23 protein-coding genes are annotated in these 26,460 nt (G+C 39.6%); 11 read left to right on the top strand and 12 right to left on the bottom strand.

Annotation, left to right across the window (positions count from 1 at the left end; all coding sequences use genetic code 11):
* Nucleotides 1-166: 166 nt before the first annotated feature.
* From OQ267_RS07405 to dnaE, 7 genes are all read right to left on the bottom strand, one after another.
* Nucleotides 167-685, bottom strand: coding sequence for a DsbA family protein (locus OQ267_RS07405; protein WP_265817018.1), 519 nt, complete (start codon nucleotides 683-685; stop codon nucleotides 167-169).
* Nucleotides 686-691: 6 nt separating this feature from the next.
* Nucleotides 692-1,156: a redoxin domain-containing protein gene (locus OQ267_RS07400; protein WP_172406479.1), complete on the bottom strand. Its 465-nt coding sequence runs from the start codon at nucleotides 1,154-1,156 to the stop codon at nucleotides 692-694.
* 21 nt (nucleotides 1,157-1,177) lie between these two features.
* On the bottom strand, nucleotides 1,178-2,914 hold the full coding sequence (locus tag OQ267_RS07395) for a thiamine pyrophosphate-dependent enzyme (RefSeq protein WP_265835411.1): 1,737 nt from the start codon (nucleotides 2,912-2,914) through the stop codon (nucleotides 1,178-1,180).
* A gap of 131 nt (nucleotides 2,915-3,045) precedes the next feature.
* Complete coding sequence (locus tag OQ267_RS07390; protein ID WP_265835410.1) at nucleotides 3,046-3,963, bottom strand: DUF58 domain-containing protein; 918 nt, start codon at nucleotides 3,961-3,963, stop codon at nucleotides 3,046-3,048.
* A gap of 111 nt (nucleotides 3,964-4,074) precedes the next feature.
* Complete coding sequence (locus OQ267_RS07385; protein WP_088300921.1) at nucleotides 4,075-5,289, bottom strand: PQQ-dependent sugar dehydrogenase; 1,215 nt, start codon at nucleotides 5,287-5,289, stop codon at nucleotides 4,075-4,077.
* A gap of 162 nt (nucleotides 5,290-5,451) precedes the next feature.
* Nucleotides 5,452-5,772 carry a thioredoxin gene (gene trxA, locus OQ267_RS07380; RefSeq protein WP_088300922.1) on the bottom strand — a complete coding sequence of 107 codons (321 nt, stop codon included), beginning with the start codon at nucleotides 5,770-5,772 and terminating at the stop codon, nucleotides 5,452-5,454.
* Nucleotides 5,773-5,917: 145 nt separating this feature from the next.
* Nucleotides 5,918-10,351 (bottom strand): DNA polymerase III subunit alpha, encoded by a 4,434-nt coding sequence (dnaE, locus tag OQ267_RS07375; RefSeq protein ID WP_265835409.1) that lies wholly within the window; start codon nucleotides 10,349-10,351, stop codon nucleotides 5,918-5,920.
* 217 nt (nucleotides 10,352-10,568) lie between these two features.
* Here dnaE and OQ267_RS07370 point away from each other — a divergent pair, with 217 nt between their 5' ends.
* The 8 genes from OQ267_RS07370 (at nucleotide 10,569) to OQ267_RS07335 (ending at nucleotide 17,200) form a co-directional block, all read left to right on the top strand.
* Nucleotides 10,569-11,267 carry a DUF6624 domain-containing protein gene (locus tag OQ267_RS07370; protein WP_265835408.1) on the top strand — a complete coding sequence of 233 codons (699 nt, stop codon included), beginning with the start codon at nucleotides 10,569-10,571 and terminating at the stop codon, nucleotides 11,265-11,267.
* 118 nt (nucleotides 11,268-11,385) lie between these two features.
* Nucleotides 11,386-12,324, top strand: coding sequence for a malate dehydrogenase (gene mdh / locus OQ267_RS07365; RefSeq protein ID WP_265835407.1), 939 nt, complete (start codon nucleotides 11,386-11,388; stop codon nucleotides 12,322-12,324).
* A gap of 154 nt (nucleotides 12,325-12,478) precedes the next feature.
* Entirely contained in the window at nucleotides 12,479-12,904 is a 426-nt protein-coding gene (locus OQ267_RS07360) for an aspartyl protease family protein (RefSeq protein WP_265835406.1), read from the top strand.
* Nucleotides 12,905-12,973: 69 nt separating this feature from the next.
* On the top strand, nucleotides 12,974-13,369 hold the full coding sequence (locus OQ267_RS07355; RefSeq protein WP_265817007.1) for a group III truncated hemoglobin: 396 nt from the start codon (nucleotides 12,974-12,976) through the stop codon (nucleotides 13,367-13,369).
* 210 nt (nucleotides 13,370-13,579) lie between these two features.
* Complete coding sequence (locus tag OQ267_RS07350; protein WP_088300928.1) at nucleotides 13,580-14,260, top strand: response regulator transcription factor; 681 nt, start codon at nucleotides 13,580-13,582, stop codon at nucleotides 14,258-14,260.
* On the top strand, nucleotides 14,257-15,612 hold the full coding sequence (locus OQ267_RS07345; protein ID WP_265835405.1) for a sensor histidine kinase: 1,356 nt from the start codon (nucleotides 14,257-14,259) through the stop codon (nucleotides 15,610-15,612). The genes OQ267_RS07350 and OQ267_RS07345 overlap by 4 nt, the downstream gene beginning before the upstream one ends.
* Before the next feature lie 137 nt (nucleotides 15,613-15,749).
* The gene (locus OQ267_RS07340) at nucleotides 15,750-16,247 is read left to right on the top strand and encodes a hypothetical protein (RefSeq protein WP_265835404.1); all 498 of its coding nucleotides are present in this window, start codon (nucleotides 15,750-15,752) and stop codon (nucleotides 16,245-16,247) included.
* Between the two features lie 26 nt (nucleotides 16,248-16,273).
* Nucleotides 16,274-17,200: a bestrophin family protein gene (locus OQ267_RS07335; protein ID WP_088300931.1), complete on the top strand. Its 927-nt coding sequence runs from the start codon at nucleotides 16,274-16,276 to the stop codon at nucleotides 17,198-17,200.
* Between the two features lie 161 nt (nucleotides 17,201-17,361).
* Here OQ267_RS07335 and OQ267_RS07330 read toward each other — a convergent pair whose 3' ends face one another.
* Nucleotides 17,362-18,582 carry an ABC transporter permease gene (locus tag OQ267_RS07330; protein WP_265817003.1) on the bottom strand — a complete coding sequence of 407 codons (1,221 nt, stop codon included), beginning with the start codon at nucleotides 18,580-18,582 and terminating at the stop codon, nucleotides 17,362-17,364.
* 215 nt (nucleotides 18,583-18,797) lie between these two features.
* Between OQ267_RS07330 and OQ267_RS07325 the strand changes: the two genes are divergently transcribed.
* Together OQ267_RS07325 and OQ267_RS07320 are read left to right on the top strand one after the other, a co-directional pair.
* On the top strand, nucleotides 18,798-20,066 hold the full coding sequence (locus OQ267_RS07325) for a DUF1343 domain-containing protein (RefSeq protein ID WP_265835403.1): 1,269 nt from the start codon (nucleotides 18,798-18,800) through the stop codon (nucleotides 20,064-20,066).
* A 173-nt stretch (nucleotides 20,067-20,239) separates the two neighbouring features.
* Nucleotides 20,240-20,449, top strand: coding sequence for a hypothetical protein (locus OQ267_RS07320; protein WP_088300934.1), 210 nt, complete (start codon nucleotides 20,240-20,242; stop codon nucleotides 20,447-20,449).
* A 41-nt stretch (nucleotides 20,450-20,490) separates the two neighbouring features.
* Here OQ267_RS07320 and OQ267_RS07315 read toward each other — a convergent pair whose 3' ends face one another.
* Complete coding sequence (locus OQ267_RS07315) at nucleotides 20,491-22,344, bottom strand: ATP-binding protein (RefSeq protein ID WP_265835402.1); 1,854 nt, start codon at nucleotides 22,342-22,344, stop codon at nucleotides 20,491-20,493.
* A 22-nt stretch (nucleotides 22,345-22,366) separates the two neighbouring features.
* Entirely contained in the window at nucleotides 22,367-23,413 is a 1,047-nt protein-coding gene (locus OQ267_RS07310) for a DNA topoisomerase IB (protein WP_265816998.1), read from the bottom strand.
* A gap of 87 nt (nucleotides 23,414-23,500) precedes the next feature.
* Between OQ267_RS07310 and fmt the strand changes: the two genes are divergently transcribed.
* On the top strand, nucleotides 23,501-24,409 hold the full coding sequence (fmt, locus tag OQ267_RS07305) for a methionyl-tRNA formyltransferase (RefSeq protein ID WP_265835401.1): 909 nt from the start codon (nucleotides 23,501-23,503) through the stop codon (nucleotides 24,407-24,409).
* Between the two features lie 90 nt (nucleotides 24,410-24,499).
* Here fmt and OQ267_RS07300 read toward each other — a convergent pair whose 3' ends face one another.
* Nucleotides 24,500-25,339, bottom strand: a complete 840-nt coding sequence (locus tag OQ267_RS07300) for an aminotransferase class IV (protein ID WP_088300942.1) — start codon at nucleotides 25,337-25,339, stop codon at nucleotides 24,500-24,502.
* Nucleotides 25,340-25,342: 3 nt separating this feature from the next.
* Entirely contained in the window at nucleotides 25,343-26,371 is a 1,029-nt protein-coding gene (locus OQ267_RS07295) for an RluA family pseudouridine synthase (protein WP_088300943.1), read from the bottom strand.
* Nucleotides 26,372-26,460: the final 89 nt, after the last annotated feature.

The following is a 26,460-nucleotide window of genomic DNA, read 5'->3' as shown; positions in this document are numbered from 1 at the left end:
CTTCTTCACTAAAACTTCATAAATGAAGTGCACCTTTGATATAACAAAACACCAGAAGCGATTTCCGTTTTGTTAAATTCTAAAAACTTCATAATTAGTTTTTTAGTTTTCCGGTTACCCTTATCTGATACCTCATGTATTGCAAAATACATGAGGTTTTTTATTTTTATTCAGCATTCTCTTTCAACATTTCAAATAAATCTTCAGGACCGCCATCAAATTTAGTTTCATTTACATAAAATGATGGCGTTCCATTTACCCCGCTTCTCACACCGCTCTCAAAATCATCTTCCACTTTTTGCTTTACCGCTTCAGTATTTATATCCTCATCAAATTGCTCAATGTCTAAGCCAATGGTCTCTGCAAGTTCCTGAAAGAGTTCATCATTTAAACGGTACTGGTTATCATAGATGGCATCGTGCATTTCCCAGAATTTACCCTGAAGTGCTGCTGCTTCTGCAGCCAAAGCTGCCTGAAATGCAAACGCATGAGATTCCTGTAGCGGAAAGTGCCTGAACACAAACCGGATCTGATCACCAAAAGCCTGCTGAATTTCTTTTATAATCGGATAAGCGTGGGCACAATGCGGACATTGATAATCGCCAAATTCCACGATGGTAATTGCTGCTGAATCAGATCCTTCGGAATGATCGCTGCTTCCTATTGCTGGTTTTAATGTGCTCATGATATATTATTTTTGTTCTAAACTTTCCAAAGCATCCAGTATGCCATCAGCACCAGGGTTCACTGCTGTTGGTGATAAATAACTCCAGGCAATTTTTCCTTCCTTATCAATCACGAAAAGTGCCCGCTTACTCTCTCCTACCTCATCATCATATACGCCATAAGCTTTTGAAACTTCCCCTTTAGGCTCAAAATCTGCCAGAAGCGGAAAATGTAATTTTCTATCTTTCTGAAAAGCATTATGGCACCAGGTGCTATCTACTGATATCCCGATCATCTGCGCATCATGTTTACTGAAATATTTCAGCATTTCATTATATAAGGCCATCTGGTCGCCACATACCGGACTCCAGTCGGCAGGGTAAAAAGCCAGGATCACATTTTTACCTTTGAAATCGTTCAGCTTAATTTTCTGATCCGGTGTGGCATTCAATTCAAAATCTGGTGCTACTTTTCCTTTTTCGAGTATCATTTTATATTTTTTTATTCCGGACTATAATACTTCGCCCAAATGTTTGTAATTAGATTTTATGGTATCAAATACCTCACTCATTTTACCGCCAAGCATTAATTTGGTCATGGAAATGGTCATTCCCTTTACTTGCTCCCATTCTATTTTTGGTGGCATTGCTAAAGCATTCGGGTTGGTCATGATATTCAATAAAACGGGACCATCTTCAGCAAAGGCATTGGCGATGGCAACTTCTACCTCTTCAGGCTGGTTAATCGTAATGCCTTTAAAACCCATGGCCTGTGCCACCAAAGCAAAATCAGGATTAATCATGTCCGTTTCATTATCAGGCAAACCATCAACTTCCATTTCGAGCTTCACCATGCCTAAGGCACGATTATTAAAAACGATAATTTTAATAGGTAGATTATATTGTTTAATGGTGGCCAGATCACCCAGCAGCATTGATAAACCACCATCTCCGCAAAGTGCAATTACTTGTCTTTCAGGATGCGCAAGTGCAGCCCCTATCGCCATGGGCATGGCATTGGCCATTGAACCATGGTTAAAAGATCCCAGCATTTTCCTTTGACCTGTGCCATCTATAAACCTGGCGCCCCAAACGCAGCACATCCCGGTATCTACCGTATAAATTGCATCCTGATCGCTTAACCGGTTGATGGTATCTGCTACAAATTCGGGTTGAATTTTATTTTCCTCTCCGCGGTCTTTCACATAGCTTAGTTGATTTTCTTTTACTTTTCCGTAAAACTCCAGTTGTGCTTTTAAGAAACTATCATCGGTTTTAGTGGAAATTAATGGCAGCAGAGCAGCTATTGAATCTTTGATATCACCGCACAAACCCATGTGCAGTTTTGCCCTTCTGCCTATTCTCTCCGGACTTTCATCTATCTGAATGATTTTATTTTTTTCAGGCATAAAATTCTGGTAAGGGAAATCCGTTCCAAGCAGTAACACTACATCCGACTCATGCATGCTATGGTATGCAGATGGCTGACCAAGTAAGCCGGTCATGCCAATTTCGTAAGGGTTATTGTATTGGATGCCCATTTTTCCACGGAAGGAAAAACCTACCGGGGCCTTCAGTTTTTCGGCCAGTGCAACAACTTCATCATGCGCTTCAGCCGCGCCGATACCACAGTAAATGGTGATTTTTTTACCTTCATTTAAACAATTAGCCAGTAAGTGAAGATCGCTGTCTTGGGGCCTGATGACAGGTCTGCTTTTAAAAAGCTGCATAGATGTTTCACCTTCTACCGCGTCCATTTGGGCAACATCACCTGGTAAACCAAATACGGCTACACCTTTTTGATGAACAGCATGTTGAATAGCAGCCTGAAACATTCTGGGTACCTGCGCAGCAGTTGTAGCAATCTGGTTGTAAGAACTGCAATCGTCAAATAATTTAGTGGTATTGGTTTCCTGGAAATAATCCATACCAAACTGCCCGGTATCAATGGTAGAAGCGATGGCGATCACCGGAACATGAGATTTATGTGCATCGTACAAACCGTTAATCAGGTGAACGTGCCCGGGTCCGCAGCTTCCCGCACAGCAGGCCAATCCATCCAGTTCCGCTTCAGCAGCGGCAGCGAAGGCACCCACTTCTTCATTGCGAACATGAATCCATTTGATTTTTCCGTTTCGGCGTACAGCATCATTAAAATAATTCAAGCTATCGCCTGTAACCGCATAAACTCTTTTTACGCCAGCCTCCACAAGCATTTCTACCAGTTGTTCTGCAACATTTTTAGCCATATAGTTATTCTTAAAGTGGAGGTTATTATCCTCTGTTAAATATGATTACTATTTATACTTTAAAAATGAGGCTATTGTTTGCATGGATTTACAATGTTTTGTAATTTTTGATCTGGTTGAGTTAAAAAAAACTAACCTATTTTTTGCCTTTTGATGAGATAAGCCTGAAGTACAGGATAAAAACCTGCTTTAATATCGGCATCTATCAGGTCAATTTTGTATTGCGCGCACTTTAAGGCAATTTGCTGTCTGTATGTTGTTATGGCGTCTTTATAATTATCCTTTACCTGATTGGTATGCACTTTAATGGTATCACCTGTTTCCATATCAATAAACTGATGCGGGCGGTTCTCAAATTCAAAGTTGACTTCTTTAGACTGATCCACTACATTGAAAACCACAATTTCATGCTTATTGAATTTGAGGTGCTGCAATGCATCAAAAAACTGATCGGTTTGTTCAGGGCTGCTTTGGGTGTTGAATAAATCACTAAAAACAACCACCAGCGACCGTTTGTGGATGAGGTCTGCCACCTGGTGAAGCGATTCACTTAAATTCGTTTGTGCATTCACCTTTGGCGTGTTTAATAATTCTTCAAGCTTGGTAAACAAGAATTTCTGATGAACCGTTGTTGATTTAGCAGGGGTATTTAATAAGATTTCATCTGAAAAAAGGCTTAGTCCAAAGGCATCTCTTTGCTTTTTGAGCAGGTACATGAGTGCTGCAGCTGCCTGAATGGAAAAAGTAAGCTTATTGTTTTGGGCTTCAGGGAAATACATGGATGAAGAAACATCCACTACGAACTGACAGCGAAGATTGGTTTCTTCTTCGAAACGCTTGCTATACAGCTTATCTGTTTTGGCGTATAATTTCCAATCAATGTTTTTAACATTATCGCCATTATTGTACTGACGGTGTTCGGCAAATTCTACAGAAAAACCATGAAACGGACTTTTATGTAATCCAGTGATAAAACCTTCTACTACCTGGCTCGCCAGCAATTCCAGGTTTCCAAAACTGGTTTCTTGTTCATCATTTACGGCCTGCATATCGTAAAGCTAATAAAAAGATTTTATGAAATGATGGCCCGTTTGTTACACCCCGAAACAGATATTAACATATTGGCTGGTGTTTCACCAGCCAATATGTTAATATACTCGCTATTTTACAGCTATTTTATAAAGTTTTCCATTATCGGTTACGGCATATAAAGCACCGTCTTTTTCTACTAAATCTCTGAAACGCTCGCCTTTTCCTTCCAGCAGCCTTTCTTCTCCAACAATTTTATTGTCTTTAATTACCAGACGGATAATATGCGAGCCACTCAATGCACCAACAAATAAATTACCTTTCCATGCCGGAATTTTATCACTGTTATAAAAAGCAATCGAGCCCGGCGAAATTACCGGATTCCAGTAATAAACTGGTTGTTCCATACCTTCTTTTTGCTGAATACCATCACCTACAGCTTTGCCACTGTATTCAATTCCATATGTAATTACCGGCCAGCCATAATTTTTACCCGGCCTGATTAAATTAATTTCATCACCACCGCGAGGGCCAAACTCAGCCTCCCATAAATCGCCGGTTTGCGGATTAATTGCCAGTCCGTCAGGGTTCCGAAGTCCGTAAGCGTAAATCTCTGGTTTGGCACCCGCTTTACCGGCAAAGGGCCCGTTCGGCACAGGTTTACCTTCAGGTGTTAAATGCAGAATTTTTCCGAGTGAGGAATTTAACTGTTGCGCCTGAACCCTGATTTCTTTATCTGATCGTTCTCCGGTACTTACAAAAAGATTTCCATCTTTATCAAAAACGATTCTTGAACCGTACTGAAGTTTCCCGGTATGTGCAGGTGTAGCCCGATAAATAATTTTCTGATTTTCTATTTTTGTTTCGCTTGCAGACAATTTCCCCTTCGCAATGGCCAATAAAGAGCCTTTAGCCTGAGGTTCGGCGAAAGCCCAGTAAACCATCCTGTTTTTTGCAAAGTCAGGATCTAAAGTGACATCCAGTAAACCACCCTGACCCGAGGCATCAACCTTCGGCAAGCCTTCAATTTTCTTTAACAGCTTTCCATCAGCCCCTAAGATAACCATCGATCCCTGTTTCTGGGTGATTAAAAATCCACCATTTGGAAGAACGGCTATTCCCCACGGATTTTCTAATTTTTCATTGATGATTGAAACAGATAAAGGCGTTTCTGTTTTTATTCCGGCAATCCTGGTTTGTCCGGTAAAAGCTGGCTTATAATCTGCTGTAGGCTTCTCCGTTTCCACCGGATTTTGAGCGAAAGCACAGGCCGTATTTAGGCAGTTTAAGGCGAAGCCTGCTATAATAATCCCTACTGTTTTGCTGTTGAATAGATTGACAGACATGATTCTATATTTTTATTAAATAAACAAAAAAATATCGCAATAAAAAACCCGAATACCTTAAAATGGTTTCGGGTTTTAAAATATGTTACACGCAGCGCGGATAAAATAGTTAGTATCCAGGATCAAGACCTAAATTATTAGACCTGTATACCTTCAACCTTCCTATGCCAGTTGCTTGTTCAGTTTATCTGCTAATACAGATTTTGGAACTGCACCAACTTGTTTATCTACGATCTGACCGTTTTTGAAATATAATAAGGCCGGAATGTTACGGATACCAAACTGCATTGAAATTTGAGGGTTGTTATCAACATTTACTTTTCCAACTATTGCCTTGCCATCGTATTCTTTAGCGATTTCTTCTACAACAGGACCAACCATGCGACAAGGGCCACACCATTCTGCCCAAAAATCTACTAATACGGGTTTATCTGATTTTAATACAAGCTCCTCAAAGTTTGCATCTGTGATTTCTAATGCCATAATTATTTTTTTTATGTTCAAATATATGTATTCAATTGCAATGCCAACTACTCTGTAATGTCAATTTGACATTATTTTGGTAAAGCGTGGGGCGGTTGGCGTGCGGTATTCGTAATCGAAAATGCTTTGCGCTAAACACTAACCGCTAGTTAAGCTTGTAATTAACAACATTAAGCCCCAGTAATTGTTCTAGAAACTTATTGTTAGGGTTTATTTTTAAATTTTTGGATGATAGATCCAGCATAATCTGTTTTTCACTATCGAAAACAGCGAAATTAAGCTGGCAGTTCTGCTGATCAGAATTTGCCTTATTGTCTGCTAAGATCAGTTCAATTTCCTTCATCAGTTCATCATTAACCCGCTCAATCGGCACTTGTATGGTTAAACTTTTGGTAAGCTTATCCCTTAATTCTGACATCAGGTTAATGGCTGTGATTTTAAACTCCCAGTCGCCTGCCTTTCCAAATCTTTCACCCACCCTGCCTCTGATTTGAAGGAAATATCCTTCTGTTAAAAAGGATTTAAATTTGAGAAAATCTTCGCCGAACAAAGCCATTTCACAGGCATCTTCATAATCTTCAAATACAAATGTGCCAAAGGGTTTGCCGGTTTTGGTTATCCGCTGAGAAGCCGCCACCACTAATCCACCCACGCAAAGTTCGCGGTTTTGCAGCTTTGAAAATTCAGCCAAAATCTCTTCATTGGTATCGCCCATTCTCACCTTATTGATGATGCTCAACTGCCTGACACCATGCGTACAGAATCTATCCAGTTCCAGTTTGTAATTATCCAGAGGATGCCCTGAAAGGAAAATTCCGATGGCATCTTTTTCATATTTCAACCGGTCCATGAGTGCCCATTCCGGTGAAACAGGTAATGAAGGCTCCAGAATCAGATCTGCTTTTGATCCGCCAAATAACGATCCCTGCGAGGTATTTTCATTATTCTGGAAATCATTGGCAAACTTGATAATTTTTTCAATGCCATTCATTTTATCATTAGGTCCGATGTAAAAGTATTGCGCACGGTGCCCGCCAAAGGCATCAAAAGCACCGCTATACACAAAACTTTCGTAAGCCTTTTTATTCACGATGCGGGTATTAGACCGTTTAGCAAAATCATAAACGGATGCATAGGCCCCGTTCGAAACCCTTTCTTCGATAATACTCTCCACAGCCTTCTCTCCTACACCTTTCACTGCCGACATTCCAAAACGCACTTCACCTCTGCCATTTACGGAAAATTTAAGGTCAGACTCATTCACATCAGGCCCTAATACCACTACCCCCATCTGGCGACATTCTTCCATAAAAAATGCCACTTGTTTAATATCGCTCATGTTGTTGGAAAGCACCGCAGCCATATATTCTGCCGGGTAATGGGCTTTTAAATAAGCCGTTTGATAGGCAATCCAGGCATAACAAGTGGAGTGCGATTTATTAAAGGCATAAGAGGCGAATGCTTCCCAATCTTTCCAGATTTTTTCTAAAGTTGCCGCATTGTGGCCCTTTTCTGCCGCCTGCTTTACAAATTTAGGTTTCATCTTATCCAGAACATCCTTTTGCTTTTTACCCATTGCCTTCCGCAAAACGTCGGCCTCACCTTTGGTAAAACCAGCCAGTTTTTGCGATAAAAGCATCACCTGCTCCTGGTATACGGTAATCCCGTAGGTTTCTTTTAAATATTCTTCACAGGCATCTAAATCGTATTGAATTTCTTCTTCTCCATTTTTACGCCGAACAAAACTTGGAATATATTCCATTGGACCAGGACGGTATAATGCGTTCATGGCAATTAAATCGTCGAAAACGGTCGGCTTCAGTTCCTTCATGTACTTTTGCATACCCGGACTCTCGTACTGGAAAATACCAATGGTTTCACCGCGCTGGAAAAGTTCATAAGTCATCACATCATCAATCGGAAAATTATCCGGATTAAGATCGATGCCATGCCTTTTCTTCACCAGTTTAACGGTATCTTTAATCAGGGTTAATGTTTTTAACCCCAAGAAGTCCATTTTTAATAAACCGGCACTTTCTACTACGGAGTTATCAAACTGGGTAACATATAAATCAGAATCCTTTGCTGTAGCTACCGGAACGAAATTGGTGATATCGCTTGGCGTGATGATTACTCCGCAGGCGTGAATCCCGGTATTTCGCAATGAGCCTTCTAAAACCTGTGCCTGTTGAATGGTTTCGGCACTTAGGTCTTTTAAAAGTCCCATTGCCTTCAACTCCTGAACACGTTCATATTCATCAGGTCGTAAAGCATCCTTTAAACTCTTTTCGTCGAGATTAAAGATTTTAGCGAGCTTCATATTCGGAATCAGCTTCGCAATTTTATCGGCCTCAAACAGTGGCAAATCTAACACCCTGGCCGTATCACGAATAGATGACTTAGCCGCCATGGTACCATAAGTGATGATTTGCGCAACCTGGCTGGAACCGTATTTATTAATTACATATTCCATTACACGACCACGCCCCTCGTCATCAAAATCGATATCAATATCAGGCATGGAAACCCGGTCTGGATTCAGGAAACGCTCAAAAAGCAGATCATATTTAATCGGATCGATATTCGTAATCCATAAGCAATAAGCCACTACAGAGCCTGCTGCCGAACCACGCCCGGGTCCAACTGACACATCTCTTCGGCGTGCTTCAGCAATAAAATCCTGTACAATCAGGAAGTAACCCGGATAACCTGTTTTCTCAATGGTAGCCAGCTCAAAATCTAAACGCTCAATAATTGGCGGTGTAAGTTCTCCATACCTGATTTTCGCGCCTTCATAGGTAAGGTGCCTTAAAAACTTATTCTCACCACGTTTTCCACCGTCTTCCTCATCTTCCGCGACTAAAAATTGTTCGGGGATATCAAATTTTGGCAGTAATACCTCCCGGGCAAGCTTGTAAGTTTCAATCTTATCAACAATTTCCTGTATGTTCAAAATGGCTTCAGGTAAATCGGCAAAAAGCGCTTTCATCTCCTCGCCCGATTTAAAATAGTATTCCTGGTTAGGTAAGCCATAACGGTAACCACGTCCACGACCAATTGGTGTAGCCTGCTTTTCACCATCCTTTACACACAATAAAATATCATGCGCATTCGCATCCTTTTTATTGATATAATAGGTATTATTGGTGGCTACAAGCTTAACATCATGTTTTTTAGCCAGTGAAATTAAAGATGCATTTACCCGATCTTCATCTTCCTGACTGTGGCGCATCACCTCAATATAAAAATCATTTCCAAACCGTGCTTTCCACCACAGCAAAGCTTCCTCTGCCTGGTTTTCACCCATGTTTAAGATTTTATTTGAAATCTCGCCAGACAGATTTCCGGAAAGTACAATGATATTATCTTTATATTGCTCAATTACCTCCCTGTCAATTCTGGGCACATAATAAAATCCCTTGGTATAAGCAATGGATGACATTTTAGCCAGGTTGTGGTATCCTGCTTTATTTTTAGCCAACAGCACCATTTGGTAGCCATTGTCTTTTGTGGTTCGGTCTAAGTGGTTGTTACATACGAAAAACTCTACGCCAACAATTGGTGTCATCACCACTTCTGTTGGTCTTTCTCCGGCTTCTATAGCAGCAGCATTTTTGGCCTCGGCAGCTTTATTATGATTTAAAACATGGTTTACAAAATGAAAGGCTCCCATCATATTGGCATGATCGGTCATGGCTACTGCAGGCATTTTCAACGATGCTGCCGCCTTAATCAATGCCGGAATACTGATGGTACTTTGTAAAACAGAAAACTGGGTGTGATTGTGCAGGTGTACAAAATTCGCCAAAGCCAGTTCCTGCTTATTCTGTTCAAGTTCCTGCCTGGATACCCCACCACCCTCTGCTTTCTGCAGGCGCTTGCGAATTTCATCAGAAGCCGATTTTAAATTCACATGCGGAATCCCAAAGCTTGGAATAGACGCCGGATTTATTTCCCTGAAACGTGGAAAATATTCTGCATCAACCAGTAATTCTTCCTTTTTAAAAACTTCTTTCTTGATCAGTTCCAGGAAACAACGTGTTGTTGCTTCCACGTCGGCTGTGGCATTGTGTGCCTCATTAAAAGGTACGCCAAATAAATAGGAATGCAGCTCGGTTAAGGTTGGCAGTTTAAATTTACCCCCCCTTCCCCCTGGTAACTTCAATAATTCGGCAGTTACTTCTGTACAGGTATCCAATACGGGCATTTCGGCCATGCGGTTTTCCATACCAAAACGGTAAAATTCGCAGCCCATAATGTTGATATCGAAACCAACATTCTGCCCGACTATGAATTTTGATTTAGCAAGGACGGCATTAAATTTTTCCAGTACTTCTGCTAAAGTAATTCCTTGTTCATCGGCCAGTTCAGTAGAAATTCCGTGAATACGCTCGGCATCATAAGGGATGTTAAAACCCTCTGGCTTAACCAGGTAATCCTGATGTTCCACCATCCTCCCCATTTCATCGTGCAATTGCCAGGCAATCTGAATACAACGCGGCCAGTTATCGGTATCGGTAATGGGCGCATTGTAATTGCGTGGCAAACCTGTGGTTTCTGTATCAAAAATTAAGTACATATGGTATGGTCAAGAATTAGCCGTTCGGGAATCATAACGGTTTTTCAAAAATAGGAAATTTGAATGCGGATGTTGTCAGCAAATTATCAACAAACCACTCCATTTTGAAACGACTAAGATGATCAACTACATCATTTAACATGATATAAAACGAAATTTCAGTTAAAAAACATTACTTTTTGTAAAAATTTATTTCAAGAAAAAAAACTTCATTGCCATGATGAAAACTATTTTAGCTATATTATTTCTTTCTGCGCCCTTCTCCGGTCTGTTTGCGCAGAAGCAATTTAATCTGGAATTGAAGAAGCAACTGGATACCATTCTGCAACTTGATCAGGGGATCAGGGAATTTGGTGATACAGAAACCACGGAAATAAGAAAAGATACACTTGCAGCAATATTTAAATACCCTAAGAAAATCCTGACTGAAAACCTATGGAAGGTCATGAATGAAATAGATTCTGTTAATTTAATCAAAATGGAAGCCATAATATCAAAATACGGTTACCCCGGAAAAAGCATGGTGGGTGAACCGACTAATACAGCCGCTTTTTTTGTCATCCAACATAGCCCTAACCTTATTCCAACATATTATCCACTTATTGAAAAAGCTGGAAAAGCAGGTGAGTTACCATTTAAATACACGGCAATGATGTTAGATAGAAAGTTAAGTAACGAAGGGAAAGAACAACTTTATGGCACACAGATATATGGTGTAAAAATTCTGAATAAAATAACCGGCAAGAAGGATTTCTTTCGGTATGTAGTCCCGATTAAAAATGCCAAAAACGTAAACAAAAGACGCAAAAAAGCAGGTTTTGACACCACTGTTGAAGAGAATACCAAAAGATTTGGCTTTAATTATAAAGCCTATACGCTGGAAGAAATAAAAAAAATAACAAAACAAACACCATAGGTTTATTAAAACAGGAACGGTTTATCCATGTAAAGTTTCCAATAAGGATTTTTTAACCTTATATTTATTTCTACCTTCGACTTATATTAGTGAAGCAAACCATTAAAATTATAGATATATGAAAGTAACGGTTGTAGGTGCAGGCGCTGTTGGTGCTACCTGTGCAGATAATATTGCCCGGAGGGAGTTGGCTAACGAACTTGTTTTACTGGATATTAAGGAGGGTTTCGCCGAAGGTAAAGCAATCGACATGATGCAAACGGCTACGCTATTGGGTTTTGATACAAAAATCAGCGGAGTAACCAATGATTACAGTAAAACCGCGGGCTCGGATGTTGTGGTCATTACATCAGGTTTGCCACGTAAACCTGGGATGACCCGCGAAGACCTCATCGGAATTAATGCCGGCATTGTGAAAGGCGTAGCCGAAAACATCCTTGAATTTTCGCCGGAAGCCATTATAATCGTGATCAGTAATCCGATGGATACCATGACCTATTTGGCTTTAAAATCTTTAGGATTACCCAAAAACCGCATCATTGGCATGGGTGGAACTTTAGACAGCTCCCGTTTCAAATTTTACTTATCTCAGGCTTTAAATTGCAATCCGAATGATTTGCAGGGTTTTGTAATTGGTGGCCATGGCGATACAACGATGATTCCTTTAACCCGTCTGGCTACTTACCAAAGTTTACCGGTAAGCCATTTACTGGATCAGGCTACGCTTGATAAAGTAGCGGCAGATACCATGGTAGGCGGCGCAACACTAACCGGACTAATTGGTACTTCCGCCTGGTATGCGCCAGGTGCAGCCGGTGCAGCTTTAGTAGAAGCCATTGTTCGCGATGAGAAAAAATTATTTACCTGCTGCGTTTCTTTAGAAGGCGAATATGGTCAACAGGATATTTGCCTGGGTGTTCCGGTAATTATTGGCCGTGATGGATGGGAAAAGATTATTGATTTCAAATTAACCGATGAGGAACAGACTGCATTTAATAAAAGTGCTGATGCAGTGAGAAATATGAATAACGTACTGGCCGAAATGAAATTGGTATAGCTATGAAGTTAACCACCTGAGCAACCCAAATACAGCTAAGTTCAACTTGCCTAAATAATATTAAATGTCTCAGGTGGCAAAATTAAAGCCAATGAACTAAGGATTGGCTAAAGTGACTTATAAAAGCTGAAATTTTAGGCGTTAAAAACCATGCATGAAATCAATACCTATCCCACTTAAACTCATCAATCTGCAAGATGACGGCTTCCACCTCCTGGTAGAAATTGTTGTTTTTAAGGAAACGCATTTCGCAGTATTGGATACCGGTGCATCCAGAAGTGTATTTGATAAAGCCATTATAGAAAAACACCTTTCCGAAACCCTCCATGTATCGGAAGAAATAAATGCCGCAACATTATTTACCACCACCACTACCATACAAGCCACTATTCCGGAAGTTAAAATTGGCACACTAAAAATAAAAAATTACGAAACGGTTGCCTTTGACCTGCAATCGGTTAGTGCAACATACCAGCAATTTGGCCATCCTCCTGTCGCAGCCATTATCGGAGGCGATATTTTAATGCAATACAATGCCGTTATTCATTACAGTAAACTTTTGATGAGGCTTTACCGATAGTGCTGGCATAATGATCCCGGTCATTTTTTACAAATCATTTTATATGATCTTTGTTACCATAAAAATTGCATGATGAATGACATTGAAAACAGAACGGATATCATCCTTTTGGTTGATCGCTTTTACAACCATGTACAAGAAAATCAAGAGATCGGTCCGATTTTTACTGAGATCGCACAGGTAAACTGGGTGCACCACTTACCTAAAATGTATGATTTCTGGGAAAGTATTCTTTTCGGAAAAGCCATTTATAAAGGAAACCCGATGCTTACACATTTTTCATTAAACCAAAAGACACCACTACAGGAAGCAGAATTTAGCATCTGGAAAGCGATTTTTATTCAAACGGTTGATGAATTATTTGCCGGTGAAAATGCTGAAACCATTAAACAAAAAGCACAATCAATTGCAGATCTAATGCATTTTAAAATCAATTCGCCCAAAACAGACCTTAACATTATTTAAAAATCAATCACTATTTCAGGGCATGAAGCACAGCTAATGCTTTTACTGGTCTGGTAAGATTGCTTTATCGGACATCTATACCATACGCCCACTTTGTGCCTGTTGCACGACTGAAAACCATACTCATCTTTCAGGAAAAACGATTATCTTGGGGAGATTACAAAAAATTAAATTTTGTTAATTCCCCGTTTTTTAATTACTTGTACTTAGATGAATTTATTACTTGTAGAAGATGAACCCAATGTGGTTTCGGTCATTTCAAGAGGTTTAACCGATGAAGGTTTTACGGTGAGTATTGCTCCCGACGGACTGATTGGCAAACAAATGGCCATCGAAAATCATTTCGATTTAATTATTCTGGACATCATGCTCCCCGGCATTAATGGTCTTGAGCTCTGTAAAATGATTAAAGAACAGAAACCCGGTATCCCGGTCATTATGCTTACGGCTTTAGGTACTACCGAAAATGTGGTGAATGGATTGGATAACGGTGCAGATGATTACCTGATTAAACCTTTTAAATTTGCGGAACTTTTTGCCAGAATCAGAATGCTTTTAAGGCGTTATCAAGGCACTGTTAATCTCGATCAGATCATCAGCATTGCTGATTTGAAAATTAACCTCAGTGCAAAAACCGTTAACCGGAATCAGACTGATATTGTACTCACGGCAACAGAATACCGCTTGCTGGAATACATGGCAAAAAATAAAGGCAAAATCCTGTCAAGGATCGATATCCTGGAAAATGTTTGGGATATTGATTTCAACCTCGGCACCAATGTGGTGGATGTCTATGTGAATTACCTGCGTAAAAAAATAGATAAAAACGCCAGTCAGAAACTCATTCATACCGCTGTTGGATTAGGCTATGTTTTAAAAGAAAAATCATGAAAATTGCCCAGAAAATCACTTTACTTTTCGCCATTTTATCGGCCGTAATTATTTCATTGTTAAGTGGTTTTGTCTGGTATTTTTCAAATGAATTTGCGTTTGAAGATTTTTACAAACGTTTAGAAGCCAGGGTGAACATTGCGGCACAAATTAAATTGTATGAAGACGATAATAACGCTGTTTATGCCAAAATGCGCAATCAATACCTGGAGCGCCTGCCATCAGAGCAGGAGTTTATCATCGATCCCAAAAAAGCCACTTCACCAATAGACCGGGAGTTGCCCAAAACTTTTTATAAAAAGATTAATACAGGTATGATGGCCCGCTATCGCATCGAAAATCATTTTTATGCCGGCAAATATTTTAAAACGTCTAAGGGGGGCTACATTGTAATCATTTCTGCAAACGACCCGTTTGGTTTCAGGGAACTGGAAGATTTACAAAAAATCCTTATTATAGGTTTTTTCCTTTCCATTATTCTCTCTTTTGTGGTGGGCTGGAAATTTTCTGATTATATGCTTACCCCACTGAGAAACATCATCAAAAGTGTAAAAAAAATAAAAGCAGAGAATTTGCACATGCGCCTGGATGTTAAAAAAGGAAGCGATGAAATGTCGCAACTGGCACAAACTTTCAATAACATGCTAAACCGCCTGGAAACGGCCTTTGAAACCCAAAATAACTTTATCAGTAATGCATCGCATGAGCTGCGTACGCCGCTAACCGTAATCAGTGCCGAAGTGGAATTGGCCATGAAACATGATCAGCATCAGGAATACCAGCAGAAGGCATTATCCAGAATAAAAGATGAGGCGGAACGGCTGGAGCATATTTTAACCAGTTTACTTGGCCTGGCACAATCTGGTTTTAACGGTAAAAATCAACCCTGGGAAGAAGTAAGGATGGACGAATTGCTGTGGGAAATTAAAGGTTCAGTTAACCAGGTATACCCCAATAGCAGCATCCAAATTGATTTCAGTAAACTGCCGGAAGAGGAATCATTGCTGACCTTGAAGGTAAATAAGAATTTAATTAAACTGGCCATATCCAATGTGGTAAGTAATGCCTGTAAATATTCAAATGAAAATGTAGTGCTTATCGGCATTGAAAGTACTGGCAAAATACTATCTATTGCCGTAACTGATCATGGAATAGGCATACCACAAACGGATATTCAACATATTTTTGAGCCTTTTTACAGGGCTTCCAACACCAATGATTATAAGGGTTACGGTGTTGGTTTACCACTTTCACTGAATATTATCCGGCTGCACAGGGGAAGTATTGCCATTAAATCACAGGAAGGCATTGGAACCGAAATTAAAATCATGCTGCCGTTAATTGGTGTATAATCCTATATTGATTATATTTGCTTATTATCCTTCCTTTATACACAACTCTAATCGTATTCTAATCTCATTCTTAACTGGCTGTAATGTCATTGGCCTAAACTTGTATCAATTGATTAATTCACTTAAACAAGTTAGCAATGAAAACAGTATTGGTACCCACCGACTTCAACCTAGAAAGCACAAAAATTATTGATGCCCTTGTAGAAGCCCAGCCCAATGAAAGCCTGAATATTATCTTTCTGCATGCTTTTAAGTTATCAGATTCAATTACAGATATGTTGATGCTAAGTCGCCGCAGCCGCGATTATGAAAATGTAAGCGATGAATTCTATCAGAAACTGGAGACTTATAAAAGGCAATATGCCAATCAGATCCATAATATCGGCATTGAATATTTTTATGGCAGCACAGTATTTGCCTTTAAGAATTTTATAGAAGCTTTTGAGGTAGACTACATCGCCTATCCAAAAAATTATAATTTCCAGGCCATCAATAAATATAGCATCAATCCGAAATATTTAACGGAAAGATCGGGCTGTGAAGTGATGTATCTAAATATGATGAAACTTCATGTTCAGGAAAACCTGATCGAAACCCGCATTCCTGAAACCCGTTTACAAGGATCTAATGCCTAACCACTTACTCTTAAAGACATTTATTTATGCTGCTACGAAATAACATCCCGCTCACCTACATTTTTGGAAAGATTAAATCGGAATTACTTTTTGTGATCAGTTATTCGGTAGGTATTGTTGTGCTTTATCAGAATTTCCATGTCACCAGAATTTCAATACCGGTTGCCGTGCCCGCGCTTTTAGGAACGATCATATCGCTACTACTGGCTTTCAGGTCAAACCAGGCTTATGACCGTTGGTGGGAAGCCCGAACACTCTGGGGGGCAATTGTAAACGATTCAAGATCAATCTCCCGGCAAATTTTGTCTTTTGTTGAAAATCCATATGGAATGAACGAGGTGGAAGAATTCAAAGAACGCTTTATTAAAAGGCAAATTGCCTGGTGCTATGCCCTAAGTCAGGCACTAAGAGGCTTTAATGCCCGTAAAGGACTGGAAGAATACCTGTGCGCCGAAGAACTTGCTTTTATTAAAAAAAGAAGAAACGTAACCACATCATTGCTGGAGTTACACGGAATGGATTTAAAAAAAGCCCTCAGCGAAGGCTGGATTAACAAATACCAGCAAATCGAAATTGATAAATCCATTACGGCTTTATGCAATCACATGGGTGGCTCAGAGCGGATCAAAAACACCGTTTTTCCGGTTACTTACAGCAAGTACATCAACATGTCTATTCATTTATTTATTGTGCTCCTGCCATTCGGGCTGATTGAGTATTTCGGATATATGGAAGTACCCCTGGTAGTGGCCATTGCCGCATTCTTTTTATTGGTTGAAAAAATGGCTGTTCATTTGCAGGATCCCTTTGAAAATAAACCTACAGATACCCCCACCACCACCATCTGTAGAAATATTGAGCGCGATCTTTCACAAATGCTTGATGATGATAAAATATATGAAGATAAACCGCAGACCGAACTGGCATCAGTCGGGTCTTATTATATCTTATAGAAAAGCTTAATTCTTAGTGCTGTTCCAGTTTGGAATGGGTTAGTTAATGCCGAAAGTCTTGTCTCTGGATGGAAATAAGCTTAAACGGCACATGATTAATGATCACTTAATGCGGCGATCTGATTGCCGCATTAGTTTTTTAAGCACCTTATTTAATTTCGCTATTTAAACCTGATGGCTTTTAAAGGGGAAACTTTACTGATTAAGAATGATGGAATGATCAATACCGCCAAACACACCACTACAGTTACAACATTTAATGCTACCACATCAATAAAATGAAATTCTATCGGGGCATAGGCCAGAAAATAAGATGCCTGGTTAAGCTTGAACAGATGGGTGGATTGCTGAAAAAAGCCCAGGCCAAGCCCTAAAATATTCCCCAGTAACAAGCCGATTCCGATTAAGTAAGCCGAATTAAACAAAAATATTTTCATTATAGACCAGTTGCTGGCACCAAACGATTTGAGCATGCCAATCATATTGGTCCGTTCCAGAATCATAATTAATAAGGCTGTTACCATATTAATTACCCCGACAATCAACATTAAAATCAGCAGCACCCTGGTATTTACATCCAGCAAACCCAGCCAGGTAAATATATTCGGGAAATTTTCTTTAATGGAAAATGACCTGAGGTTTTGGGGTAAATCTTCAAAAATTTGATCAGCAACCGGCTTTAGTTTGTTAAAATCCTTAATTCTGATTTCGACACCGCCAATTTCTTCTGGTTTCCAATTGTTTAACCGCTTAATAATATTCAGATTTCCCAGTACAAAACCCTTATCTATATCTTCAACGCCTATATCATAAATACCTACAATTTTAAACTTTCTTGGCCTCAACTGGTTCTGCACAAAGTACATGATAAAGTCATCACCGGTTTTAAGTTTTAACCGGTTAGCCGTATAATTGGAGATCAGCAATTCCTGCATTGCAGCCGTACTGTCAGAAAAATCGATGATGGTACCGCTAATGATATGCTGTTTAATATAGTTCCAGTGATACGTTTTATCTACCCCCTTAAAATTGATCCCTTCAATTTCGTCATTGGCAGAAAGAATGGCCGGTTTGGTTGCGAAGGGATAATAAAAATCAATATCCGGATTATTTTTCAGCTGTTTTTTTGTTTCAGCATCCAGTATAAAAGGCGAATGTTCAAAAGAATTATTTAAATCATAACGCGTAATCTGAATATCACCCAGATAGCCCCTGACTTTATCCTGAATTTCAGTTTTAAATCCTTTAATGATCGCGATAGACAGAATCATTACAGCAAGGCTTAGCATCACCCCTGCAATGGCAATGCGCACAATTAACTTTGAAAAAGTTCGCTCCGATTTAATGGCTATACGGCTGGCTATGAAATATTCGAAATTCAATTCTGATAATTTTTAACAGCAAAAATGCTTAAATCCTTTTTAAAAATGGCATATATTTGGAATATTATGCCCTTATAATGATAAGTAAATCAATATGGATGAGGGATTGTTTTAATGAATTACCTTTATCTCTATTAAGCATCATTTAACCTTGTATTAAATACATTAGTATAAATGCCTATAAAGTATTCCGAAAGGTCAAAAAATATAACAACATGAAAAGATATCTATTTCTTGCTTTTACCAGTTTACTTGCACTATCCGCCTGTGGTCAACCCAAATCAACAGAAGAAGATTCAGGCACAGGGAAAGGAGATCAAAAATCCACCATCAGGCGCATGAATTTACCTGATACTGTGGGGATTAAAACAGGAGCCGAGCAAACAGAAAAATATTTGCCTTTGCTGAAAGGAAAACGTGTGGGCATGGTGGTTAACCCAACATCTATTATCGGCAAACAAACTGTTGTGGATAGTTTGCTGAAACTGGGTGTGAAGATTCAGAAAATTTTTGGTCCTGAGCATGGTTTTAGGGGTGATGCGAGTGCAGGTGTTAAAGTAGATGATGCAGTTGATGCCAAAACAGGAATAAAAGCTGTATCGCTTTATGGTAAACATAGTACACCAACTACTGAAGATCTGGCTGATGTAGACATCATGATATTTGACATTCAGGATGTGGGTGTACGTTTCTATACCTATATTAACACCTTACAAAATGTAATGGAAGCCTGCGCAGCCAATGGGAAAACACTGCTGATATTGGATCGCCCAAATCCAAACGGATATCTGATAGACGGACCGATTTTAGACCCTCAATTCAAGTCAGGCATCGGCGTACAACCTATTCCCATTGCACATGGCTTAACGGTTGGCGAATATGCACAAATGCTGAACGGCGAGGGCTGGTTAAAAAACAAGGTTAAATGTCATATCGTGGTAATTAAAAACCTTCATTACAATCATGATATGGAATATACTTTACCAGTGAAGCCTTCTCCAAATTTAAATACACAACAAGCTATATTGCTTTATCCATCTACCTGTTTATTTGAGGGCACCTATTTAAATCATGGTCGCGGGACAATGTTTCCTTTCACCATCATCGGTGCGCCTTACTTAAAAGGTAAATTCAAATTCAGCTTTACCCCTAAAAGTATCAAAGGAATGTCTGAAACGCCGCTCTTTCAAAATCAGCTTTGTTACGGACTTGACCTGAGGAATTATGATCCTGCTGAATTAAGAAAATCTAAACAGATTAATATTTCATGGCTCATTGCACTGTACAATGCCTCACCTAAAAAAGAAGATTTTTTCAATACAAAATTAAGTAAAGAGATGGGAGTTATCGAGCGGCTGGTTGGCGTTGCTGATTTCAGAAAACAGGTGATGGAAGGTCAGGGCGAAAAAGAAATCAGAGCCAGCTGGGAACCAGGATTAAGTAATTATAAAAAAATGCGCCTGAAATATCTGCTTTATAAGTAATGAGTGAAATTTGAATAGCTGAATGAGTGAATGGTCAATGAGCCTGTAATGGAATGATGAAATTTGAGAAACAATTCGCATTCTGACATACCGAACTAAACAATACGGATTGGGCTTTGTTACTTTAATAAGCGATTTTAAACATTATCATTCAAAATTCAATCATTAAAATTATGAGCGGACCAAAAGAAACGAGCGACAAACCAGGAAGTAACTATAAAGAGGAAGTACCTAAAGGACGAAAGCCGGTAGATCATCAAACCGTTCGTAAACCTAATGACAGTACACCGAATAAGCCTGTTAAAACAGATGATCCGGCAGCACAAAGAGAAACTGAAGAGCAACCTGTTCATCCGATAAAGAAAGCACCTAAAGCGGATTAATGATCAGGGGATTTTGATGGTATTAAAATCCCCTTTTTGCACTATGCCTTAATTTTTAAAGCGAAATAAAAGGTTGAACCTGTACCAGCTTCGCTTTCCAGCCAGATTCTTCCACCTGTATTTTTTATAATTTCCGCAGAGATGTACAGCCCTAAACCTAGGCCCGGATACGTATGTTGCTGATGGCCGCTGACACGGTAAAACTGGTCGAAAACATACTGTTGCAAATCTTCTGAAATACCGATTCCATAGTCTTTCACACTTAAAATCACTTCATTTCCGATCACCTCACTTTTAATTTCGACATTGTCCGCATCATCAGCATATTTGATGGCATTGGATAAAAAGTTAGTGATCACCTGCCCAATCCTTTCGCGGTCTGTTTCTACCTTCACGAAACTGTTTAGTGTAGCATTTAGCTGGTGTTTTAAAGTGGTATGCTGCATTTCTTCCACAATATCCTTCACCAGGTTATCGAAATCAAATATTGAAAGGTTTAAGACCATTTTACCCGCCTGGATTTTAGTTACATCTAATAAATCACCAATCAATCCGGTTAAACGGTTTAATTGCTGATCCATTTTATGCACCATATTGGCTTTCTTTTCATCCCCTTCCAAACGGATCATGCGTTCCAGTACCTGAGTATAAGCCTTAACACTGGTTACCGGCGTTTTCAGCTCATGACTTGCAATTCCCAGAAACTCATCCTTTTGCTGCTGCAGCTGAACCTGTCTGGTTACATCTATTGCGGCATGCAGAATGCCATAAACTTTCCCTGTAGCATTCCGAAGCGGTTTATATGTAAAATTAAACCAACTTTTTGTGGGAACACCATCCATAACCAACACTGCCTCCTGCTGATCTGCGTGATAAGGAATACCTGAGCGGAACACTTCTTTTAAAATGGGGATAAAAGGCTGACCAGCCAACTCCGGAATACCTTCAATCATAGGTTTTCCAATAATGCTTTTATCTTTATCCCATAACTTAAGCATTTCGTTATTGGCTATTTTAATGACAATATCTTCGGTTTCATAGAAGGCAGTAGGCATAGGATTATCCTGCACCAGCGTTCTGAAACGTGCTTCGCTTTCCTTTAAATTAAGCTGTGAATTTACCTGTGCGGTAACATCACTGGCTACAATCATAATACCTGATACTTTTTTATCCTGATCAAAAATGGGATCATAAACAAAGTTGAAATAATAATTACCCAACACTCCGTCACGTTCCACACGCGCCAGGGTTTCATAGCCGTAATATGGCTTCCCGCTTTGGTATACCTGTGCCAATATTTGGGGGAATTGCTGATCGGCAATTTCAGGTAAACCATCCAGCAGCTTCTTACCAATAACCTTTTCCGTTTTACCCCAGATTTTTAATAAATCAACATTGGCATCTTCAATAATGAAATCTTGTCCGCGTAAAACGCCAATGGCAATGGGTGCGTCATAAATCATCTGCCGAAACAAGGCTTCCTTTTCCTGATATTTTAACCTGGCTTTCACCAGTTCAGTCACATCGGTGGCATTGTTCAGTATGGCCCATACCTTTCCGTTTTGATCAAAGAGTGGCTTATAAATAAAATCGAAGTAAAATGTTCTGAGATCGCCATCCACCATCAATTGCACCATGTCTTCCTTCGCCTCATAGGCTATTCCGGTCCGGATCACCTCTCTGAGAAGCTGCAGGAAAGGCTGGTTGGCAAGTTCAGGAAGTGCCTTGGCGAGTTCCATTCCTTTAACCGAATCATCCTTGCCCCAGGCCTTTAAAATCGCCTTATTGGCAACACTAATAATCAGATGATCCCCTTCATAAAGGGCAATCGGCGTTTTTGATTCTTCTATTAAAATGTTAAAGAGATCTGAATGATCTGTAGGTTTTTCTTGCATATGGAAAAACAAATATAAAAATTTACTTGCTTCCTGTCGATTTCAGAAAGGAAAGCAATACCTTTTCATCGTGTTCCAATCCCAATTTACCAACAGTTTTATGGTTATTCATTTTTTTCATATACTTCACCAGTTCATTATTTTCATAAGCCGTGATCAGCAACGGATATACATATGAACTTTTACAAACGGCCCGGGTATTGCCCAGTTTTTTGGCTACACAATCCAAAACATTTATCACTGTTTTCTTGGTATTCAATGCTACATCAACATCCACTGAACATTTCGCAAACTGGCGTAAGGCTTCTAATGTACCCCCCCAGGTTCTGAAATCTTTCGCGGTGAAATCGTTCTGCGTGATTTCTTTAATGTAATTATTGATTTTACCCGAATCAATACCGCGGTGTTCCTTACCATCGGTATAATATTGAAAAAGATCCTGACCGGGAATATCGCGGCATTTTTTAACCAGTTTGGCCAGGCTGCTGTCGTTCAATACAACCGTTTGCCTTACCCCTTTCTTGCCAATAAAATCAATATTAATTTTGCTGCCTTCTATTTTAACATGCTTATCCCTCAGGGTACTTAAACCAAAGGAGCCGTATAGCTGCTTATAATTTTCATTACCTACCCTGATCAAAGATTTCTGAAGAACATCTACTGATATGGCAAGTACTTTACGCTCGTCCAGTTCCTTACGTTTAAGGTCTTTGGCAATCTGTTTTCGGGCTTCGGGCAATACTTTTCCAAATTCAAAAAGCCTGAAATACTTATCTTCCGATCGACGGCTCGTCCACTTGGCATGATACCGGTATTGCTTTCGACCTGCGGCATCAATTCCGGTCACCTGCAGGTAGGCATTGGGTTTATTGGCAATCCATACATTTTGCCATGCCGGCGGAATAACCAGCGCTTTAATGCGGTCGAGGTGCCTTTCTTCCGTAATTTTATTTCCTTTTTTATCTTCGTAGTAAAATTTACCGGGTTTGCCTTTTCGGTAAATACCAGGCATGGCATCGGTTACATAAACCAATCCGCTTGCTTTAACCACATCTTCACCTTGTACCATTTTTACTTATCAGGATGAATTAATTTTTAGTTATTTTGTAAAACTTAAGGTGACTGATCACGTTATTTTAGAACACAACACACACGTATGAAAATAGTTTTTATGGGTACGCCCGATTTTGCAGTTGCTTCCCTTGATGCCCTGGTTCAGGCCAAATTCGACATTGTTGCAGTGGTAACGGCACCTGATAAACCTGCCGGGCGTGGGCAGAAAATTAACGAAAGTGCCGTAAAAAAATATGCTGTAGCAAAATCAATTCCGGTACTCCAACCCGACAAACTTAAAAATCCTGATTTTTTGGCTGAGTTAAAAGCTTTTAAAGCCGACTTACAAGTGGTGGTTGCCTTCAGAATGCTTCCGGAAGTGGTGTGGAACATGCCGCCAAAAGGAACCATTAACCTCCACGGATCTTTGCTGCCACAATACAGAGGCGCAGCCCCGATTAATCACGCCATCATCAATGGCGAAAAGGAAAGTGGTGTAACGACCTTCTTTTTAACACATGAAATTGACACTGGTGATATCATTTTAAGTGACCGTACCCCTATTGGTGACGATGAAACCGCTGGTGAACTACATGATAAATTAATGGTAATTGGTGCCAATTTGCTGGTCAAAACAGTTACCGCCATTTCAAACGGAGATTTTACCGAGCAACCACAGCCACAAAGCGATGAATTAAAACATGCGCCAAAAATATTCAAAGAGGATTGTAAAATAGACTGGAATAAGTCTTCAGCCATGATTCATAATCTCATCAGAGGATTGAGTCCTTATCCAACTGCTTTCACCCTGTTAAATGATAAAACATTAAAAATTTTTAAAGCGGAGCCTGAAGAGAAAGAACCAGGTATTGCTGCTGGTGGCTTTTTAACAGACGGCAAAACTTATCTAAAATTTGCCACGAAGGATGGATTTATCAAATTACTGGATATTCAGTTTGAAGGTAAAAAAAGGATGCTGATTGAGGATTTTTTAAGGGGGATGCGGTTGTAGAAATTTTACAATGATATAAAACGATGATAGCATGACTATCAAATTTTGAAACCTCCCGTAGCAGCAGTTTTAATAAAAATTAACTTGCATTTATAATGCATTCAACTTCTCATTCAAAAATTTAGAAAACTCATTAAAATACCTTTTTCGGCCATAACCCATAATCCATTGAATACCCTGCGTAGCATTGGTAATAAAAACTTCTTCGGCTTCTTTTAAAATTTCAGGACTAATCTGCGCTTCAACCAGGGGAATATCGTTCATTTTACAAATCTGCATCACCGTGCTGCGCATTACACCACTAATACAACCTTCAGTTAATGCAGGCGTATAAATTTGCTTATCATATACAATGAAAATGTTTGAGCTGATGCTTTCACACAAAAAGCCATTCTGATTTAATATCATGGCTTCATCTAACCGGTTCTGTGTCTTAAAAAGACCAGCCATTACATATAGCAGGGCATTTGAGGTTTTGAAATTAGCTAGCTTATTGATGGATTTGGTCATTTCATCATAAACATCAATAATTAAACCTTTTGCATTTAATTCATAATCAGTAGCCTTTAGCGGAATACCTTCTAAAACATAGCCAGACTTGCTACTTTCAGGCGTGTACACCCCTGCACCCTGCCGGTAAACAGAAAGCCGGAATCGAACATTGCCATTCCACTTATTCTTCTTCACCAGGTCTGCAGTTTTCTGCCGAAGAAAATAATCATCCATTAAAACATGACCATCAATCTTCAGTGCTTTCATACCTGCAGTAAGCCTATCGGCATGCAAATCCGCAAACTGAAGCTTATGATTAATCATCCGCATGCTTTCAAAAAGCCCGTCGCCAAATTTAAACCCACGATTAGAAGTCGTTAAAACAGGAAAATCATCCGCATGAAATTCATCATTAAATAGAAGGTACGCTTGAGACATATTTTATGATGTGGTGATGTAATTTTCCCATTTCGTTAAAGCTGCTTTAAAATCTGCAGGTAATGCCGATTCGAAGTGCATGTATTCTTTTGTTGTTGGATGAATAAAACCCAGACTTTGTGCATGTAACGCCTGCCTGGGCAACAATTCAAAACAATTATCTACAAATTGTTTGTACTTATTAAACGTGGTTCCTTTTAAAATCTTATCGCCACCATACATGGCATCGTTAAAGAGCGGATGCCCAATGTGTTGCATGTGCGCACGAATCTGGTGCGTACGGCCGGTTTCCAGTTCACAACTGATTAAAGTCACATATCCCAGGCGTTTTAAAACTTTGTAGTGCGTAACCGACCATTTTCCTTTTTCTTCCTCCTCATAAATATCCATCACCCTTCTGTCTTTCACACTTCTGCCAATATAGCCGGTTACGGTGCCATCGTTTTCAATATCGCCCCAGGCCAAAGCAATATATTTACGGGTGATGCTGTGGTCAAAAAACTGTCTGGCCAGGTGTGTAATTGATTTTTCATTCTTACTGATCAACAGTAAACCTGAGGTATCTTTATCAATCCTGTGCACCAAACCTGGTCTGCCATCATTTCCAGGCAATTGTGGCAATTGCTCAAAATGGAAAGCCAATGCATTGACCAGTGTTCCGGTATAATTATTGAAACCGGGGTGTACCACCATTCCGGCTGGCTTATTAACCACCAATAAATCGCTGTCTTCATAAATGATATCCAATGGAATATCTTCCGGATAAACTTCGGTATCACGTGGCGGATGTGGCAGAACAATCGAAATTTCATCATAAGGCTTAACCTTATAACTTGGTTTGATCTGCTTCTGGTTCACCAAAACATTCCCGGCATCAATGGCATTCTGAATGCGGTTTCTGGAAGCATTTTCCACACGAACCATTAAAAACTTATCGATGCGCAACAGAGATTGACCCTTATCAACAATAATTTTTAAGTGTTCATATAATTCCTGCTCTTCTGATTCCTGCAATTCTACCACATTTTCCATCTTACAAAAATAAACTTTTAGCCCTAAGATTATCGAAATGATTTTATAATTAAAAAAACTGGGCTATCTTAGTGATACAAACCGTTCTA

This window comes from Pedobacter sp. MR22-3 (assembly GCF_026240075.1).
In the GTDB taxonomy this organism is placed as follows: Bacteria; Bacteroidota; Bacteroidia; order Sphingobacteriales; family Sphingobacteriaceae; genus Pedobacter.
Note: the sequence above shows the minus strand (reverse complement) of the source record. Positions and strands in the feature narration are given on the sequence as shown.

Excerpts from the sequence above, each read along its gene's own strand:
- OQ267_RS07300 (WP_088300942.1), bottom strand. The coding sequence starts at position 25,339 with ATGTCTCAAGCGTACCTTCTATTTAATGATGAATTTCATGCGGATGAT.
- OQ267_RS07385 (WP_088300921.1), bottom strand. The coding sequence starts at position 5,289 with ATGTCTGTCAATCTATTCAACAGCAAAACAGTAGGGATTATTATAGCA.
- OQ267_RS07345 (WP_265835405.1), top strand. The coding sequence starts at position 14,257 with ATGAAAATTGCCCAGAAAATCACTTTACTTTTCGCCATTTTATCGGCC.
- OQ267_RS07355 (WP_265817007.1), top strand. The coding sequence starts at position 12,974 with ATGATGAATGACATTGAAAACAGAACGGATATCATCCTTTTGGTTGAT.
- OQ267_RS07340 (WP_265835404.1), top strand. The coding sequence starts at position 15,750 with ATGAAAACAGTATTGGTACCCACCGACTTCAACCTAGAAAGCACAAAA.
- OQ267_RS07325 (WP_265835403.1), top strand. The coding sequence starts at position 18,798 with ATGAAAAGATATCTATTTCTTGCTTTTACCAGTTTACTTGCACTATCC.
- OQ267_RS07360 (WP_265835406.1), top strand. The coding sequence starts at position 12,479 with ATGAAATCAATACCTATCCCACTTAAACTCATCAATCTGCAAGATGAC.
- OQ267_RS07320 (WP_088300934.1), top strand. The coding sequence starts at position 20,240 with ATGAGCGGACCAAAAGAAACGAGCGACAAACCAGGAAGTAACTATAAA.
- OQ267_RS07395 (WP_265835411.1), bottom strand. The coding sequence starts at position 2,914 with ATGGCTAAAAATGTTGCAGAACAACTGGTAGAAATGCTTGTGGAGGCT.
- OQ267_RS07335 (WP_088300931.1), top strand. The coding sequence starts at position 16,274 with ATGCTGCTACGAAATAACATCCCGCTCACCTACATTTTTGGAAAGATT.
- OQ267_RS07350 (WP_088300928.1), top strand. The coding sequence starts at position 13,580 with ATGAATTTATTACTTGTAGAAGATGAACCCAATGTGGTTTCGGTCATT.
- OQ267_RS07405 (WP_265817018.1), bottom strand. The coding sequence starts at position 685 with ATGAGCACATTAAAACCAGCAATAGGAAGCAGCGATCATTCCGAAGGA.
- dnaE (WP_265835409.1), bottom strand. The coding sequence starts at position 10,351 with ATGTACTTAATTTTTGATACAGAAACCACAGGTTTGCCACGCAATTAC.
- OQ267_RS07295 (WP_088300943.1), bottom strand. The coding sequence starts at position 26,371 with ATGGAAAATGTGGTAGAATTGCAGGAATCAGAAGAGCAGGAATTATAT.
- OQ267_RS07370 (WP_265835408.1), top strand. The coding sequence starts at position 10,569 with ATGATGAAAACTATTTTAGCTATATTATTTCTTTCTGCGCCCTTCTCC.
- OQ267_RS07310 (WP_265816998.1), bottom strand. The coding sequence starts at position 23,413 with ATGGTACAAGGTGAAGATGTGGTTAAAGCAAGCGGATTGGTTTATGTA.
- OQ267_RS07400 (WP_172406479.1), bottom strand. The coding sequence starts at position 1,156 with ATGATACTCGAAAAAGGAAAAGTAGCACCAGATTTTGAATTGAATGCC.
- trxA (WP_088300922.1), bottom strand. The coding sequence starts at position 5,772 with ATGGCATTAGAAATCACAGATGCAAACTTTGAGGAGCTTGTATTAAAA.
- mdh (WP_265835407.1), top strand. The coding sequence starts at position 11,386 with ATGAAAGTAACGGTTGTAGGTGCAGGCGCTGTTGGTGCTACCTGTGCA.
- fmt (WP_265835401.1), top strand. The coding sequence starts at position 23,501 with ATGAAAATAGTTTTTATGGGTACGCCCGATTTTGCAGTTGCTTCCCTT.
- OQ267_RS07315 (WP_265835402.1), bottom strand. The coding sequence starts at position 22,344 with ATGCAAGAAAAACCTACAGATCATTCAGATCTCTTTAACATTTTAATA.
- OQ267_RS07390 (WP_265835410.1), bottom strand. The coding sequence starts at position 3,963 with ATGCAGGCCGTAAATGATGAACAAGAAACCAGTTTTGGAAACCTGGAA.